Source organism: Shewanella sp. 10N.286.52.A9 (assembly GCF_041468985.1).
GTDB lineage: Bacteria > Pseudomonadota > Gammaproteobacteria > Enterobacterales > Shewanellaceae > Shewanella > Shewanella japonica.
This window is the reverse complement of record NZ_JBFRJQ010000002.1, coordinates 72,990-90,630: the sequence shown is the minus strand read 5'-3', so window position 1 is coordinate 90,630 and position 17,641 is coordinate 72,990. Positions and strand designations below refer to the sequence as shown.

The window sequence follows — 17,641 nt, the reverse complement described above, 5'->3', positions numbered from 1 at the left end:
TCCACCACATAGGTAGATTTTAGGCGCAGCAACAAACGACAGTGACCATAAATGAATACAGTCATCCTCTCCTCTGTCCTTTTGCCTGAGCGTTTCGCGTGACTGATAAGTCAGCCTCACTTTCGCCTTCGGCGCTGTAATGACAATCGCTGACGAACAGCGTTTGTTTACAGTCTCTCCAGAGGCTCGTCCAGTAACAGTCCTCACCACAATGTGGCACCTGAAAGAGTGCTTTACTAGCGGATAATCCACTAACTAAAGTTGCCTCGTCGGTGTGGGGTTAGTCCCCACTCTCCTGCTACCTTCATCCGAACGGATCTTTTTGAAAATGCGTGTTAAATAACAAGCCATTAATCAAAAAGGGCATTAGCATGCGGGATATAAATCAGAGGCTCAAGAGGTGTAGATCACAGTTTGAAATCGAGGTGGTTTGCCTGCGGTAAATTTGAACAAACAGTAATATTAAAGGGCAGTACAGCGCTGGTTAGCACTATACTGCCCTTTGTTGGCTATTACTGAGCCCTTATTTAATTCCAAGGCTAGATTTCGACTTCGTTACCCTTAGGGTTAGGGCCAAAGCGGTTAGTTTCAGATTGACTGTCAGACACAAAAAAGTACAACAATACAAAAGCACCGATGAATGGAATAAGTGCGATAAGGAGCCACCATCCTGATCTATCCGTGTCATGAAGACGACGCACAGATACGCCAAGGGCAGGTAGGAATACCGCTAAAGAATAAATACCACTTAGTAATCCATAGCCAGTTTCAGGGTTTAAGGTGCCGGTGATGTTATCAAGGATACCTAGTAGGATCCCTGCGATGACATTGAAAAGTACAAAGAACCAATACTCCTTACGACGCGCTCGGTCTTTAAAGTTAATGTAATTCTTCAATACCTTGATATACCAATCCATGATGATTCCTTGTCAGTATGCTTGCTTTTTAATCATATAGTTATAACAGCAAAGAAAGTGGAAAGGCAATGAAGGACAACATTCTTTAACTGGCGTTATGACCTCTGAAATGTCATTGGTACTTAGTAGAAGTGGCTTACTGGTTGCTTTTTGAACTAGATGTGAATTGTTGACGTATAACATGGTTACTAAGTGAACCAAACTCAATTGAGGATACGTCATGGATAATGTGAACCAATCAGGCAATATCGCGACAATCATTGGTATAGCTGATGCAACCCACTATTTAGTGGGGCTGACCGATGCTGGTAATAATTTTGTAGGCTTAAATGGCGCCGGTTCAGGCGAGTGCGTGAACTCGATTGTAGAAGCTAAAGCCCTACTAAAAAGCCATGACTATTCGGTTGCCAACCTTGAATATCAAACCGCCTATGATGAAATGTGTGGGCTAGACAATGCGGGCAATTATCAACAAGTAATAAATTTATAAACTGCCTAATGGTGCGAGCCATGTAATGATGTTCTGCTCGCACACTTCCCTCTCTAGCAGCAAGCATTAATCCGATTGCGGCCCTCAGCTTTAGCACGATATAGCGCGGTGTCAGCAGCGCACAATAATGCATTTGCAGTTCTAAATTGGCCGTTAATTTCACTAGCATGACCTTGGCTTACACTGACTGTAACTGATATATCCAAACCGATATCCATATAGGTCAATGCATTAATGTTTTGCTGTATTAACTGTGCAGTTTGCTGCACTTCTTCGGTATTGCAGTTAGGCATCACTAAAGCAAATTCTTCACCACCATAGCGCGCTGCAGTGCAATCTTCATTAGGTAAGGCGCTTTTAATTGCGTTGGCTATCTTTTGTAAACAACGATCGCCCATGACATGGCCATAGTTATCATTAAATGATTTAAAGTGGTCAATATCGATGATTAATACACTGATCGGATCGCCTTGTTCAATGCATGTTTTCCAATGGTGCTTTAAGTCTGCATCAAATACACGGCGGTTAGACAAGTTAGTTAAGCAGTCGGTCGATGCCCATTTATACAGCTGCTGATACTCTGCGCGATACTTACTTAAATCTCTGATGATGATGCCAAATAAAGGCTCAGACATAGGAAAATGGGTGACAGACATTTCCACATCAATGGTTTGGCCATTTGACATGTTAAGTGTGGTTTCATTAGGTAAGTGATTTAGCGGTCTTGGTTCTAATCTAGATTCAAGGATCATTTGTTGATAGTGCGACTTTTGCGGTTCACACAAATAAGACTGCCAGCGCTGACCAATTAACGAGTTTGCTGAGGTTTTATCGCAATCAAGCAATAAAGATACAGCATGTCGATTTGCCATTTGAATATTGCCAAACTCATCGACAACAATCATCGCTTCCATTATATGTTCAACTAACGTTGATAATGAGCTGAGGGCGTGACCACCGAGTTTAGTTTCTGTAGCGTTAACATCTGTATTGACTTGATTGCTATCAGCCTTATTCGCACCGGTATTAGCACTGGTACTAGAATTAGTATGGGCGCCAGTGTGATTACTAATAGTCTGGTTGCTAATAGCGCGATTACTAATAGTGTGATTGGCTAAATTGTTTGATAAAAACTGTGGTTCAAGTTTTAAAGGGTTAGTACTCGGTGGAAGTTCATTGACGCCAAATTGACAGTTGATATTGCCCGTCTTGGTGTCGCCAATAAACATGTCCATATTCACTTGAGAAATTTGGGTTAATTGATTCTCAGCAGTGGAAGTGAGTTCTAACATAACGAGTATCCTTACTAGAAAGTTAATATCGCCGCAGTGATTGCGTTTTCTAGTGATTACTCTATCGAACTCTGTTAACTACAACCTTTCGCTAACCTTCCGATTTAAGGTGTTGAATTAATTGTTTTTAAATTCTTCACCGTTAACAATTTTCTACATTGCCTTGCCCCTTGTTAATGACTTGAGGGTCCTCACTAAGGAGAAGTAAGCTGTTATCAGTGTTGGTTAACACAAACTGAAACTTAGTGGTTCCGACCACTTTATCCAAGTCCATTAACTGAATTATTTGACCATCACTACTCGTAGTGACAGCATCGACTACGCCATCAAAAGGGGTTTCAAAAGCGGCGCCAACAAATTTTAATCCTTTGTCTGTAAGGTCATCTAGAAGGTAGGTAATGGTACTTTCGCCAGAAACTTCTACAGATCCAGTTTCATTACTGTATGAAAATGTCGGTACTTCATTTTTATCAATTGTGACGGTTACTGTGATAAAGGTGGCCTTGCCTGTGATATTTAACATGATGACTCCATTCATTTAGTGAACATTTTTAAGGTTAATTCCAGCTTCTGTAACAGTATTAAAAAGCTGGGGTTCTGAGGGTAACTCCCCTAAGCATTGCAATGCTTTAAGATAGGGAATTGTTATTAATGGGTTCCTGTTTGTGTCGATTAAGGTTTGTAATCTAGATTTTATTTCAGTACACAAAGACTTTTCGGTTATTTTGTGATTTAGCAATGTAGAGGTCGAATAAACGAGTATCTGGCTGGATGACAGCATTGCTTTATAAGTAACATTTTGACTGTGTTTATTAGAAATGTCATGAAGCAGTTCTTCTGCGATTGAAGCATATTCATTGCTTTTATTGTATTGATTGTGATTGAAAAAGTACCTTGCTGATGAAAGATAATATTTAGCCCATACAAATTTATTTCTAGATGTATTTTTTAATGACTCATTATCTGTCATTGATACTGCCAAAGAATTAATATTGTAATTAAGTATTTGTTTATTCTGGTCATCAACTACTTCTAGTAACCTGAACATTGAATTAAACCGATCTATTTGCCATTGCTCATTTTTAGGGTCTTGTATTAACGCTTTATTTATCGCTGCGAGCCCTAATTGAGTTACTTCAAAGGCATGTTGTTTTTGATTTTGATAACGCAATAAATTGGAATGTATTTGATAGCTAGCAAATAACCTATCAAGTGCATATGGGGTTAGCTGTGCAGAAGAACTTAATAGCTCCAACTGCAGTTTTTCGTGTAATCTAATAGCTTTGTTAACATTACCTTGAGATATAACAGCAGTTGCCAACCAAGAACGGGTATCTGCAATATCTGCAATAAGTTGAGTGTTTTGGGGTTGTTTAATCAACGCTTTTTGTTTTAACGCTAATGATTGTTGAAAAAAATCATTAGCGACATCAAAATTTTGCTGGTTTATCGATATAGAACCTAAAGAATTATTTGCATAGGAAAGCTCCATAATTGCATCATCATTATCAGGCGCTAAGCCATACATGGTTTGGCTGTAAGCTAAGTATTGCTCAAACCATGCTTTAGCTGCTTGCCATTCACTTTGATCGTAGTCCAATTGCCCTAACCAGAACGCATTAGCCCCTAGGGTTTTGAGTAGTTCGAAATGTTCAGGTTGCTCAATTAATAATGCGGTGAGCTTTTCTCTAGAAGCTAACAAGGCTTCTTTGGCTTCGATAGTTTTACCCCGTGAGTAGGCGACTTCACCCATGGCCTCTAAGGTTTGACCGTGTTGAAAGCGGGCCTCAAAACTTAAGTTGGTATCGTTTGGGTTCGAAGCGTCACTGAAATATTCCAGTGCTTTTTTGTTGATACCATCCAGTAAATCCATACGCCCAATACCGCGCATTTTGTCGGCGAAATCACCCACCATAAAGCCGAGAAGGTCTTCTGCTGCTTGCCTTTTCTGTTGGGCCATTCTTTCTGCTTCGAAGCTTTTAACGCTGGCTAAAATCGAGGTGATCGTGAGTAAAAAGAGTAACGAGATGGTGAAGGTTTTTTGCCAACGTTTGATTTTTTCGTGCTTACTCGATGCGGTAATTAATTCAATTTCTTCAGGCTCAAGCTCGAATAACGGATTGTTTTTGAGTGACTTGGCTTCTCTGAGTGGTTTACCGTCAGCCAGCAAATAAGCATGGTTTTTGTTTTCTTGTAGCCAGCGGGTGGATAAATGATGGAGTCTGCTTTTAATTCGCAAACTTTGGTTATGCTCAGCTATCCATGAGGTTGCCCTTGGCCAGCGGCGCAGTAGCGCTTCGTGGGCAATGCTGAAGCAGGGTTCGCCGTTTTGCAAATTGGACACGAACAAACGACTGTTAATCATCGCCTGAGTCAGGGTGCGTTCTTCTTTGGTGTGCAGCTGTGCCCAGCGCGCGGTGCGACTAGTGATCGATGACTCGTCTTCCCTTAGCGTCACTAGCAGTGAAAATACATGGGGCAAGCTGGCTTTTTGCTGGGGGGTGAGCTCTCCAATAGCATCTTCGGCATTTTTGCCAATTGCCCCTTCAATGCCGCCTAATTCTTGATACACGCTAAACAACAACTGGTTGTCTTTACTGCGCTTTAAGTAAAGTGCTTGCAGCATGTATTGCAGCATCGGCAGTGCATCGGGGTTACTGGCAGCTTCTGCGCAGAGGATTTCATCTAAAGGTGTTGCTGTATCAGGGTCGCAGGTCCAAGTTAAATTAGCCGCAATAGCGGGCAAACGGATCATTTGCAGCAATTCGCTACGAGTCGGTGGCGATAAATCAAAATGCGCGCCTTGGCCTTTTCCTGTCATTAAACTAGGGTAGCCAACAAGCAAGGGGTAGAACTCGTTACGACAAGCACTTAATACAATAATGCAGCCAGAGTTGGCGAGTTGTTCGAGTATGCCAACAAAAGCAGAACGTTGCTCATGGGTAAAAAGCGGTGAAGACAATAACACTTCTAGGCGATCGATAAACAAAGCAAAATGAGTGTGAAGTTGACGATTAGCTTTAATGGCTTGTTTACATTGATTAACAATTACTTGTGGTTCTGTGATGAGTCGGTGGGATAGCGAATCTGCACTGTCGCCGTCAAACACTGGTTGGTCATTAACTTCCCAATCGAGCATCGCTCCTGCAAGTTCGATAAAGAGTTGTGATTTAGCGACATCGGCAAAGTCTAGGCTGCTGTAAGCGGCTACATGCACCCCGTTATACCCTGATCCTACGGTAAGATTAGGAATAATGCCTGCATTGATTAACGATGATTTACCACTGCCGCTTGGGCCGAGTAATAAACAAAAACCGCGACCGAATTTAACTTGCTGGCTAATACGCTCAAGTAGCACGCTAATTTGTTTACTGCGGCCAAAAAAGACTTCATGAAAGTCTTCTGAGTAGGCCTGAAGACCGGGGAAAGGTGAGCCAGCACTCCACTGCTGATGGTTAGCAACGGTTTCATGACCTATGGGAAAATTAACATCGGCGAGGGTGCGGTAGCCTCGCTTACGAATGGTTTCAATATAACGTGGTGATGTTGCTTTATCTTCGAGTGCTCGGCGTAATTGATTGATAATTTTGTGCAGTGGATTATCGCCAATATCGGTATTAGGCCAACAGTGATTGACGATATCATCGCTACTGAGTACTTCACCGCTGCGTTGGCATAATAAAACCAATACATCCATAGCTTTGGGTTCAAGCTGTTTTGTTTTTTTACCAAGGTTTACGCTATTGCTATTGGGATCAACCTGCCATTCACCAAAGAAAAAAATCTCGTTTTTCATTATCACATTCCATTGAAAACCCAGTGTTATGCTTCATGCATTCGGTAACAGCTTATCGCGATTGCGTTTCATTAGTATTTACTTATACCAACTTGTGGTTAGATTGTAACCACTTAAAGTGTAAAAGGGAGTAAAAAACAGACTAATTGAGGAATTAGAAAAGAGAGCGAGGGTGACCTTTAACTGGAGGTTTGTTGTCAGCGATATAGTTGCTAAAGCAAAGAGTATTCCCTTGCTGTTGTAGAAATACTTAAGCGTATCTTTTTATTATTTCCTTACAGCCACTGTTATCACTTAAGCCGAGCCAGTGCCTTAGCGGTTAACGCTTCGGTGTATGGGTTAATCTTAAAGTGGTTGGGGCTCCAGCCTTTTACAAACCGCTGAAAGTCGGCCCAAGCGATTGAATATAATGGCCGCCATGTTTGCACTAATTTATCTGTACAAATGTGGGGGTGATGATGCTTGGTGCTAATAACTAACTCGTTAAAGTAATAATCAAGCCATTGTGTAATTTGCGATTCATCTTCTGAAAAGGTAATCACGCTGCTCAGCAATAATGCCACATCTTTCATACCGCAGCCTTGGCCAACATATTGAAAATCTACCGCAGCTGCTTGTTGGTGGTTTTCGGTAAAGCAAAAGTTAGCTAGCTTGGCATCACCATGGACTAAGGTTTGAAATGGAGTATTACTGAGCACTGTATCTATTTGTTGTGCAGCGGATTTTAGGCTTGAATCTTTGAGAGCTGCTAGTTCGTCTGGGCGGGTATCAAGGTGCCAATAAGTACCTTGTTGCCAAAGTTTTGCGTGTAATTGCTTACTTACTTTATCTGTGACTAATTTGTGTTTGTTGTCTGAGTAGTGCGGTGATTCGCTCGTATCACGGTTTTGGTATAAGAATTGGCCATGAAACCGTCCTAGCCATTTAAGGCAAGCTTTAATAGCAATATCATCAGCACGGGTGAGCACTTTACCAAAACCAACAGTGGCTAAGTCCTCAAGTATCAATAAGCAGTCATCACCATCTTGTTCTAGATATAAACATTTAGGCACCCGATTATCTTGGCTACATTGATTGGCGTAATCTTGATACCAATTAAACTCTACTTGATATGATTTTATTTTGCGCTGATGAGAAAGGGCTGTATTCCAACCTTTCGGGTGCGACTGTGCTGCGGTGCTATCTTGTGGGTCCATCAAAGGTAGCTTGATGTGTTTAACAATGACGCTGTCATAGGTTGAACCTGATAAGTGAGCTCTGAATAATTCTCCGTAACCACTCCAAAGTGATTGGATTAGTTCTACTTGAGTAATGTCAGTGGCACGAGTTTGCCGTTTAATTTGATCAAGCAGTTGTGGATTAACTTCAAAGGCATCAGTATTCATTGGTATCAGTTATCTCAATTTCATTTTTAACATGCCGATAAGGTGCAGCACTGGGCAAATTGTATGGCCAACTCACTAATAAGTGAAATAGTTCTCAAGTCTGATGGAAAAGCCATTGAGTTTTAAATCAATTAGCGTAATTTGAAAACATTGAACCCTGTTGGAGCTCAGAATGAAACCAGGAAAAAATGATACAAAGTTGCTAAAACTTGCCATGGAAATTGGTGAAGCTTATGCAAGAAAAAGAGGTTTTAAGAATTTTGGCGAAGGTATTTCTCCAAAGGATAAAGTGGAATGTATTTATCGTTTACTGGTACAAGACGGCCTGATCCAAGCGTTAGCTGAAGATAAAGATGACGGCCCAAACAGAAAACACAAACTGGTGTTATGGATAAGTAAGCAACTACCGCCAGAGCACCCGTTACTGAATTAATATTGAGGTGATACTGCATTGCATCAATATTTAAAAAATCAAAAAGCCAAGCGACTGCTTGGCTTTTGTGGTTTTGTAAGGCCGTAGCATTAAGATTTAGCTTCGATTTCGTTTTCTACTTCTAATTCTTCTGGAGATTTGAGCACATCTTTTGGTTTTGTCACACTGCCAATAGGGGGATATGCCACACTGTCTTTAAATTTATCACGGGTGTCTTCGCTGTAATTAGGGAATGGTAGCTCTTCTTCCTCAATCAGTTGGCGAATCGTTTGTTCTGCCCGTTGCTGCACTTCTAAATCAGCAGGTACGGCATTATTTAACACCACGTTTTGACCTATTGGCGCAATGTGAATATCGAGCTCTTTCATAATATTCAGCAAATGAAAATTTAAGTCTTCGGCAATACCAAAGTATTCATTGATATCCCCTGTATCAATGTAGGCATTGACATTGACGACAAAGGCATCACGTTCGATAGCAAGAAAGCGTGCTCGCTGGGCAACCTCTAACACTCTTGGATGTGATAACAGTAGTTTACGTAGCTCCATCAATAGCATTTGCAGCTGTTCTTTAGTGGTATCAAGGCTAATACGTAAATCATGCTTATAGCGGCGGCGATCAATCACTGAGAAGTTTTCAAGCTCTTGTGATGAAAAGACCGAGTTTGGAATATGTACCACGGTGCGATCGAGTTTACGAATTCGGGTTGAACGTAAACCGATTTCTTCAACCACTCCTAAGGTCGCACCAAAGCGACAAAAGTCCCCAGGTTTAATTGGTCTTGCAGCGTATAACGTCAGCGCGCCAAACACATTTTCTAATGGTTTTTGCGCGGCTAAGGCGATGGCCAAACTGCCGACACCTAAACCTGTCAAAATCGTCGCCATGTTGTAGCCTGAACTTTCAAACCACATCAATGCGATAATGACCACAATGACGATTTTTAAAATGGCTACCATAGGGCGAAGTAGGGCTACACTGTAGCTTTTATCTTGGTCATGTAGTTGTTTTGATTTATAGGCAGAGTAAAGCTCAACCAAGCCAAGAATTAATATGGTGTTGGCCAGATACAGCAAGGTACTGTTATCAAACCATACTCTTGCTCTAACGGATAATCCGAGTGCGAGCGCGGCATATTGCAACAAAGATAAATACAGGAACCAACGCAAACTACGCCCACAAAAGCGGCTTAATCCTGCGATTTTAGGTTCAAAGTGCTTTGCGATACTGATAGCTGCAAGACTGATTAACCCCGTACCAATCCAACCAAAAAGAATGCTTAAACTGAGAATAAGTAATTGCCAGTTTTCCATATGAAAAGCAGAGAACTCAGGTAGGAAGTTAGCAAGTGCTTCTATTTGGGGGCTATATCCGTATTCATCCCATAGTTCAGGTATTTTGGCGACGGTAGCATTAGATATTTTCCAAATCTTACCGCCTTTACCGTCGGGCACATGCTGCATATAAACGGGAACGGGGCCGGTATTCGTTTCTAATACGCCAAGCAAATCTCGGTAACTTGGGAGTTTGTCATTTAAGTGGCCAGTTGGTTGGTCGCTAATTTGTGACAAGTCGATGATGTTTTGTTTGTTCCATAAAATGACCAGTTTACGGAGTAATTCGGGGCCATCTTCTGGGTTAATACCTTTTGGCAAGTATCGTAAATCAACAAACTCGGCAGCGGCTTGCCAGTCATTTTCTTCTATGGCTTGACCTATGGCGATTAAGGCGGTCAATGGTGTTTCGCCATCTCGAGCCATGATTAAGCCACCTTGGGCTTCGGTGATGGCTTCGCTGCGTTTTTCAGCTTCAGCGACTTTTTTTAGGTTGATATCATCTGCAGCAGTAACAGAAAAGACACTACATTGAATACTGAGCACAAATAAGATTGAGAAAATTTTACGCCAATGGTGTCGTCCCATGAATATGTCCCTAAAAGCCCAGTTACTGTATCAAATATATGCGTTTTAGCGGCAGACTGCTAGGGTGATTTATCATAAGTTTCACAAAGTTAGTTTAAATGGTTTACATTTGCGGTGATAAATTTGTCTGTTACTAAAATTGTTTCGACTTTTTACGTGACGTGAGGCAAAAACCGTATGTTTCTTGGTGAGTTTGTTTGGTTTATAGCAAGGTTTAATTGCTTATTTTTGAAGTATATTAAGATGACATTGATTATAAATCATTAATATGGCTGGTTAAGTTTGATGAGTGTCCTACACTGTTTTTAGTGAAAAATTTAATAAAGATGTGTTCGGCTTATTAAAAGCTTACTTATGTGGCTCGATGACACCTATGGCTCAACAAGGAGGTTGTATGATTAAACAGGGAAGAGATTGCTTAAAGCATGCTAAATCAGCTTATAGGCGTGTAGTAGGGGGAGGGATAATCATTGCCTCGCTTGTTATGCCTAATCTTGTTATAGCAAAAGGTGAAACGGGCCAGTGGAACAATAGTATTGAGCTGTATGGAATGGCGTTGAATATCCGCGGCGATACGACTCTTCTTGATCAAAACCTAGAGGTAAATGTCGACCCTAAGTTTATATTGGATACCTTGGAAATGACCGCCATGGTTCGCTTTGAGAGTATCTATGATAACCAATGGGGATATTACATTGATTATAGTTTCATGAAGCTCAATGGCGAAACGAATAACGTCTTGGATAATACTAATAACTTGGTATTAAAGGGGGATATTGATATTCGCCAAGGGGTACTAGAGGCTAAAGGGTTTAAGCGTTATGACTATGGTGATAGCACGTTAGATTATATGGTTGGCTTACGCTGGTGGGATAACGACATCGATATGCAACTGTATCGTAAAGACAATAATACCATATTCAGTGACATTAACTTTGAAGATGATTGGATTGACTTTGTGGTTGGTGTGCGCTGGATAAAACCGATAAATCAAGATTGGTTATTTTACATCAGTGCTGATGCAGGGATGGGCAGTGATACTGATTTTACTACCGCTATTCAATCTGGCGCACGGTATCAAATTAACTCATGGTCTGATTTGAATTTGGCTTATAAATCCACTTGGGTTGATTACGATAATGAAGATAACTTTGCTTATGATACGGCATCGCAAGGCTTTCTAATCGGTTGGGCAGCTTACTTTTAGCCTTAGCTGACGATTAAGAGTTGAATGTATAAAGGGCGCCCTAATAGAAGTCGTTGGCGCCTTTTTTGTGCCTTCATCCCATTAATTTGCTGGTAGTGGATTACCTTTTAACGAGATTGCGTATCTCAGTAAGGTAAAGCCTTCATCTTCATATTGTCTGATAAACGTCATGCCTAACTTTTTAATGATGTTAACTGACCCAAGATTCACGTCCACCACTTCGCCGTAGACGATATCTAAATCCATGTGCTGCTTTGCAAACTCAATACAGGCTTGATTTGCCTCAGTTGCGTAGCCCTTCCCCCAAAAGTCTTGATGTAAACGGTAGCCGATATCGATAGCATTTATTCGCGAGTCATTTTTAAAACCACAAAAACCAATGACTTGATTTGTGGCTTTATGGACTACAGCCCAACGGGCAAAGCCGAACTTTTTATATTCCGCTAACCATATCTCTTGGATAATATTTTCAGCATCTTTTAGCGTGTTACATAAGCCTGCATCGCCAGTGTAGCGGTTGACTTCTTCTGAATTAAACTCAAGCACAGCCTTTGCATCGCCAAGATTAAATTCACGAATGATTAGGCGGTCAGTTTCAGTAATTATTGTCATTATGATCCTTATAAATTTTGCTATGCCATTTAATTACAGAATTGACGTTCACATGGCACACCGTCAAAGTCACCATCCATTTGAGTATCAGGACAATGATTAATATAGAAAATCGCTTCTTCACATGATCGCATGTGGCTGCAGTGAGTTTTACCCGCCTCGCAGCTAAACTGCGGTGAAAATTTTGTCGATTGAGTCGGACTGTTATCTATCGTGACAGGCTGAACTAGACTCGATTGACCGGGAGCATTCGTTACATCGTAGTAGGCTTGAATAGCAAACCTGCCAATGGCGATGACAATTAAGATAATGACAATGCGACTCATCGTACCCGAAGCCGTGGTGGCTTTTTTCATTTTTATTGGTGGACGCTGTTTTACTTTATGATTTTTGCCAGAGTTATGGCGAGGTTTATGAGTAGGATTGATAGCCACACCTAAGATGAGTGCTTTGTCTGCTTTAACTTTTCCGTCAGCTTGCTGCTCCACAGCATATTCAATTTGATCGCCAACAATGGGCTTTCTAGCCATATGTTTAAGGGTTGAGATATGGATAAACACGTCTTTGCCACCCTTATCAGGCTCGATAAACCCGAAGCCTTTACTGCCATTCCAGCGAACTAATCGACCTGTTTCCATCATCACTCGTATTATTTCCCTTTGAAAGGTTTATTGTTTTATACACATTATAAAATTCATTAAGCCTATGCTAGGTTATTAACAGAGCATAATAAATTGTTTTTATCTGCGGCTTAGACATCTAGCTGTTCACAAGGAAGATAACATGAAATTACCAGCACGCTTTGCTGCTATACCCGTATCATTGTCAGTCACACTGGCTTTAGCCACAGCATTAAGCAGCACCTCACTTTATGCAGAAAATTTTGATGCTTCAGTGATGAAGTCTATGCCCAAACTTGAAGCGCTCTATACTCATTTGCATCAATTTCCAGAGTTGTCTTATCAAGAAAAAAACACCAGCGCCAGAATGGCTAAAGAGCTATCAGAGCTTGGTTTTGACGTGACTGATAACTTTGGTGGCTACGGTGTGGTAGGCATTTATAAAAATGGTTCGGGGCCAACGGTTATGATCCGTGCAGATATTGATGGGCTACCAATTGTTGAACAAACAGGTAAATCTTATGCTTCAAAAGTCACTACGGTTGATGAACATAATAATACCGTTGGGATCATGCATGGTTGCGGTCATGACATCCATATGACCAGCTTTATTGGTGCAGCAGAACAACTGATGAAACATAAATCAGATTGGAAAGGCACGTTAATGATGGTAGCTCAGCCCGCAGAAGAAGTCGGTGGTGGAGCCAAAGCTATGCTAAAACAAGGCCTGTTTAGCAAATTTCCCACTCCAGATAGTGTGATTGGTTTACATGTGAGTGCTGGTATTCCCGCAGGTAAAATAGGCGTAGTAAGCGGTTATGCGCTTGCCAATGTTGATTCTGTGGATATTACTATTAAAGGTAAAGGCGGCCATGGGGCGTATCCTCATCTTACAATCGATCCCGTGGTGATCGCAGCAAGAACAGTATTAGCACTGCAAACTATCCCAAGTCGTGAAGTATCCCCCCTTGAGCCAAATGTGGTTACTGTTGGCTCAATTCATGGTGGTTCTAAGCACAATATTATCTCTAACGAAGTTAAACTGCAGTTAACACTGCGCTCGTACAATCCTGAAGTAAGGGAGCAGCAAATAGCGGCAATTAAACGCATTACCAAAGGGATTGCGTTAAGTGCAGGCTTACCTGAAGAGCTGGCACCTGAAGTGTATGTGCATGACGATGAAACGATTCCATCAACCTATAATGAGCCGCAATTAGCTGCAAAAGTACAAGCCAGTATTGAAACTGAAATTGGTAAAGACAATGTGGTTATCGCGCCGCCAGTCATGGCTGGCGAAGATTTTGGATTGTACGGCCGCACTGAGCAAAATGTGCCAATTACCCTATTTTGGTTGGGGGGGGTAGAGCCCCAAAAGTATCAGGCGAGTCTAGATTCTGGTGAGCCATTACCTTCATTGCATTCGAGCCAATTTGCGCCAGATTATCCACTTACGATTAAAACTGGCGTGCGAGCGATGACCCGCACCGCAATGGATTTATTCAATGGTAAATAGCATTTTAAACAGCGAGCAGATAACTCACGCTGATGATGTCACGCTATAATGGCCGTTATCAAAGGGGTGACGTCATCCCTTATTTAACTTAGGTATGAGCAATATGATTACGTTTACGACTAACTTGGGTGATATTTGCATTGAACTTGATATGGAAAAAGCGCCAGTCAGTTCTAAGAACTTCTTACAGTATTGTAAAGATGGCTTTTATGAGCACACGATTTTTCATCGCGTGATTAAAGGCTTTATGATCCAAGGTGGCGGATTTACTGCCAAAATGAAAGAAAAACCAACTCGCGATCCGATTGTAAACGAAGCTAACCGTGGTTTAAGCAATGTATTAGGCACCATTGCAATGGCGAGAACCGATGCGCCGCATTCAGCTACTGGGCAGTTTTTTATTAATGTTGCTGACAATACCTTTTTAGATCATACCGCTACGACCAATAATGGTTGGGGTTATGCAGTGTTTGGCAAAGTGATTGCTGGTATTGAAGTGGTAAAAGAAATTGAAAAGGCTAAGACAGCCAGTATTGCAGGGCACGATGATGTTCCTAAAACGCCTATTATCATTGAAAAAGTCACGATTGAAGAGTAAGGCTTGTTTGGCTGAGTGAGCATTGCCTTAGCTTTTCTGAAAGCATGTATCGAAAGCATACGCCTTCGATACATTTTTTATTTCAATGTCATTGTGCTAGCGCCGAACGAACAAATATAAAAGGAAGCTCATTTGAGCCTTACACCACAAGATAAGCTGCAGCTTGCTCAAGCAAAACAGTTACTCGATAACCCAGGACTTGCGGCTAAGATGACCGACTTTATTGGTACGCCAATCGAGAAAGGTTTTGCTATGCTGCCGAAAACCGTGAGTGAAGGGATTGGCAAGGTGACGCAAGCGGCGTTGATGAAAGCATCAAGTGCAGCGTTATTTACCATGAAAGATGTACCGGGTGAGCAATCATCTGATCGCTGGCACAAATTAGGTGTGGCAGTGAGTGGCGGTGTTGGCGGCTTTTTTGGCTTATCAGCATTGGCACTGGAGTTGCCTATTTCAACGACTATTATGCTGCGATCCATTGCGGATGTTGCTCGCAGTGAAGGCGAACAGCTCACCGATGTGCAAACTCAATTAGCTTGTCTTGAGGTTTTTGCACTGGGTGGTGAGTCTAATGACGATGATCAAGCTGAAAAAGGCTACTTTGCGGTGCGAACCGTTATTGCAAATTCACTGGCTGAAGCTGCTGAGTACGTTGCAACAAAAGGAATTAGTAAAGAGGCTGGCCCTGCCATGGTGAAATTAGTGGCAGTGATTGCAGAACGATTTGGGGTACAAGTCACTCAAAAAATGGCCGCTCAGGCAGTACCTGCAATTGGCGCAGCTGGTGGAGCAATCATTAATACTTTGTTTATTGATCATTTCCAAGACATGGCAAGAGGCCATTTTATTGTGCGCCGCCTTGAGCGATCGTATGGTGAGGAGCAAGTGAGATTAGCTTATGACAATTTACTGATTGAAGGTTAAAACACGTTAAAAAGCACTTCAGCATTAACTTCTGTAATGACCAACAGCGTGGAACTCACTCCTTTCTTAACTCCATAATTAATCGTAACAATTAATCTGTGTGAACTTTCATCAAGACTCGTTATCTTAATAACATAAGCAATCATTAATGTTGACGTTATTAAAAAATCAAAGGATACGATTTCAGGATGAATTTAATTAATCGAACCAGTTTGAATACGCTACTGGCAAGTTGCACAGGTCTATTGTTAGCTGCTCACTGTCAATCTATCGCTGCTGAAACCTCGTTTACTCCTCAATTTACCGCACATCATATTGATGCTGATTTTGAGCTAACTCAAGGCATAGTGAGTGCCAACATTCTTGAGCATCAAGGCAATGAATTAATTGCTGTAGGTGTTGATGATAATCACGAACGTTGGTTAGCTATTTATGGTTTTGAGAATGAGGAATTAGTGCAGCTTGATAAATTAAAGCTCTCAAAAGATATATATAGCTTTGATATTAATGAGCTAGAACCAGCTAAAGTCTCAGGTTCTAATCAAGCTGAAGTACGTACTCAACAGCTCTTTTTCGTTACCGATAATGCCTTACTGCAATATTCACCAGCGCAAAACACGTTGTTAGTATCAACGACTGAATCTGATGAGGCATTAGACTCCGTTGATGCTATGCCCACCCAAGGTTCGCTTAAAAAAGTGGCAGATATTCAGTCTATTTCTGTGACGACGCAAGCTGACTATATTTCTCGCGGCAATTTCGTGATTGATATTAACAATGATGATATTGCCGATATTCTTATCAGTGACTTTAGAGAAACGGCTGTGCTATTAGGCCAAGCTGATGGTGGATTTATCCAACAATCTTTACCCCTCCTTCCTGTGGTTGAGCTTAAAAATAATGGGGCAGAATATAGTCATGCCAAGCTGTATCACAGTGATATGAACTTTGATCAGCGCGATGACATCATTAAAGTTGGTGAAGGCTCACTTGAAGTCTATTACCAACAAGAAGATGGGCAGTTTTCTGAAATCGCAGAGTTTATCTCAGTCAGCCAGCCGATCAGTGGTGTTGATTGGTGGAATAAACGTGATGCCTATGGTGAGAATTTAGATCAAAGTGATTTGCTCTACCGCAAAGTTGAGCGCATCGGTGATGTGAATGGCGATGGCATCAGCGATCTGGTGGTGAGATACACTAAAAGCTCAGGCGTACTCGATAGAGTTAATGATTATGAAATTTACTTAGGCATTAACAATAATGGCAAGTTAACCTTCCCTCGAGAAGCAAACACCACCATTAAAGCGGATGGTACGCTAACAGGCTTACGTTTTGAAGATCTTGATAATGATGAAGTCGATGAAGTGATTGTCGCAGGTTTTGATATTGGTTTGTCGCAGATTGTCAGTGCGTTATTGTCTGGCAGTATCGATCAAGATGTACACGTTTTTAAAATGAATGATGCCAGTATGTTTGCAGACAAAGCCAATGTCAGTAAAGAAGTTGAGCTGAGTTTTAGTTTAACCTCGGGCCAAAGTGGTGAGCCAGTGGTTGCTTTAGCGGATATTAATGGTGACGGTTTTAAAGAGTTATTATTGTCAGATGATAATGAAGAACTCGATATTTACTATGGTCAAGCGGGTAGAGAGCCTTTTAAAAAACGCGCCGAAGAATGGCCGGTAACGATCCCTGTTGAAGGAGCCATGTTATCAGCGGTGGATATTAATGCCGACGGTAAAGATGATTTATTGCTTAAATTTGGCAGGCAAGATCCTGAAAATCTACAGCGCCGCTTTAGTGTGCTAATTGCCAATTAATGGCAATTAATGGCAATTAATGCCGATTCTTCATTCTAGTTTATAAACTAAATAGCCAGCAGTAATGCTGGCTATTTTTATTGGTCGTTGTTCAAATCTTTATCGATTTAGTGGT

General features: G+C 41.4%; 15 protein-coding genes and 1 riboswitch. Of the genes, 7 read left to right on the top strand and 8 right to left on the bottom strand.

Features of this window, described 5'->3' with window-relative positions; all coding sequences use genetic code 11:
• Nucleotides 1-63 precede the first annotated feature (63 nt).
• A riboswitch (glycine riboswitch) is annotated at nt 64-192 on the bottom strand.
• A 347-nt stretch (nt 193-539) separates the two neighbouring features.
• Nucleotides 540-917 carry a DUF805 domain-containing protein gene (locus AB4128_RS01450; protein ID WP_055022827.1) on the bottom strand — a complete coding sequence of 126 codons (378 nt, stop codon included), beginning with the start codon at nt 915-917 and terminating at the stop codon, nt 540-542.
• Between the two features lie 220 nt (nt 918-1,137).
• On the opposite strand from AB4128_RS01450, the gene AB4128_RS01445 reads away from it, so the two are divergent.
• Nucleotides 1,138-1,407 carry a DUF6482 family protein gene (locus tag AB4128_RS01445; RefSeq protein WP_055022826.1) on the top strand — a complete coding sequence of 90 codons (270 nt, stop codon included), beginning with the start codon at nt 1,138-1,140 and terminating at the stop codon, nt 1,405-1,407.
• Nucleotides 1,408-1,460: 53 nt separating this feature from the next.
• Here the strand turns inward: AB4128_RS01445 and AB4128_RS01440 are convergent, their stop codons facing one another.
• The 4 genes from AB4128_RS01440 to AB4128_RS01425 all read right to left on the bottom strand — a co-directional run bounded on the left by AB4128_RS01440 (nt 1,461) and on the right by AB4128_RS01425 (nt 7,880).
• Entirely contained in the window at nt 1,461-2,699 is a 1,239-nt protein-coding gene (locus tag AB4128_RS01440; protein WP_372036465.1) for a diguanylate cyclase, read from the bottom strand.
• Between the two features lie 142 nt (nt 2,700-2,841).
• Nucleotides 2,842-3,222 carry a DP-EP family protein gene (locus AB4128_RS01435; RefSeq protein ID WP_080914810.1) on the bottom strand — a complete coding sequence of 127 codons (381 nt, stop codon included), beginning with the start codon at nt 3,220-3,222 and terminating at the stop codon, nt 2,842-2,844.
• 15 nt (nt 3,223-3,237) lie between these two features.
• The gene (locus AB4128_RS01430; protein ID WP_372036462.1) at nt 3,238-6,495 is read right to left on the bottom strand and encodes a winged helix-turn-helix domain-containing protein; all 3,258 of its coding nucleotides are present in this window, start codon (nt 6,493-6,495) and stop codon (nt 3,238-3,240) included.
• 290 nt (nt 6,496-6,785) lie between these two features.
• Nucleotides 6,786-7,880, bottom strand: coding sequence for a phosphotransferase (locus tag AB4128_RS01425; protein ID WP_372036461.1), 1,095 nt, complete (start codon nt 7,878-7,880; stop codon nt 6,786-6,788).
• A 172-nt stretch (nt 7,881-8,052) separates the two neighbouring features.
• Between AB4128_RS01425 and AB4128_RS01420 the strand changes: the two genes are divergently transcribed.
• Nucleotides 8,053-8,313 carry a DUF5062 family protein gene (locus AB4128_RS01420; RefSeq protein ID WP_372036460.1) on the top strand — a complete coding sequence of 87 codons (261 nt, stop codon included), beginning with the start codon at nt 8,053-8,055 and terminating at the stop codon, nt 8,311-8,313.
• An 89-nt stretch (nt 8,314-8,402) separates the two neighbouring features.
• Here AB4128_RS01420 and AB4128_RS01415 read toward each other — a convergent pair whose 3' ends face one another.
• Nucleotides 8,403-10,235: a mechanosensitive ion channel family protein gene (locus AB4128_RS01415; RefSeq protein ID WP_065109716.1), complete on the bottom strand. Its 1,833-nt coding sequence runs from the start codon at nt 10,233-10,235 to the stop codon at nt 8,403-8,405.
• 394 nt (nt 10,236-10,629) lie between these two features.
• Between AB4128_RS01415 and AB4128_RS01410 the strand changes: the two genes are divergently transcribed.
• Nucleotides 10,630-11,442 carry a hypothetical protein gene (locus tag AB4128_RS01410; RefSeq protein WP_144430113.1) on the top strand — a complete coding sequence of 271 codons (813 nt, stop codon included), beginning with the start codon at nt 10,630-10,632 and terminating at the stop codon, nt 11,440-11,442.
• Nucleotides 11,443-11,523: 81 nt separating this feature from the next.
• On the opposite strand, the gene AB4128_RS01405 is transcribed toward AB4128_RS01410, so the two are convergent.
• The gene (locus AB4128_RS01405; protein WP_372036459.1) at nt 11,524-12,054 is read right to left on the bottom strand and encodes a GNAT family N-acetyltransferase; all 531 of its coding nucleotides are present in this window, start codon (nt 12,052-12,054) and stop codon (nt 11,524-11,526) included.
• Between the two features lie 29 nt (nt 12,055-12,083).
• Nucleotides 12,084-12,692, bottom strand: coding sequence for a cold shock domain-containing protein (locus tag AB4128_RS01400; RefSeq protein ID WP_372036606.1), 609 nt, complete (start codon nt 12,690-12,692; stop codon nt 12,084-12,086).
• A gap of 145 nt (nt 12,693-12,837) precedes the next feature.
• On the opposite strand from AB4128_RS01400, the gene AB4128_RS01395 reads away from it, so the two are divergent.
• The 4 genes from AB4128_RS01395 (at nt 12,838) to AB4128_RS01380 (ending at nt 17,526) form a co-directional block, all read left to right on the top strand.
• Nucleotides 12,838-14,187, top strand: a complete 1,350-nt coding sequence (locus AB4128_RS01395) for a M20 family metallopeptidase (protein ID WP_372036457.1) — start codon at nt 12,838-12,840, stop codon at nt 14,185-14,187.
• Nucleotides 14,188-14,290: 103 nt separating this feature from the next.
• Complete coding sequence (locus AB4128_RS01390) at nt 14,291-14,785, top strand: peptidylprolyl isomerase (protein WP_372036455.1); 495 nt, start codon at nt 14,291-14,293, stop codon at nt 14,783-14,785.
• A 132-nt stretch (nt 14,786-14,917) separates the two neighbouring features.
• On the top strand, nt 14,918-15,709 hold the full coding sequence (locus tag AB4128_RS01385; protein ID WP_285163374.1) for an EcsC family protein: 792 nt from the start codon (nt 14,918-14,920) through the stop codon (nt 15,707-15,709).
• Between the two features lie 188 nt (nt 15,710-15,897).
• Nucleotides 15,898-17,526: an FG-GAP repeat domain-containing protein gene (locus AB4128_RS01380; protein WP_372036452.1), complete on the top strand. Its 1,629-nt coding sequence runs from the start codon at nt 15,898-15,900 to the stop codon at nt 17,524-17,526.
• Nucleotides 17,527-17,641: the final 115 nt, after the last annotated feature.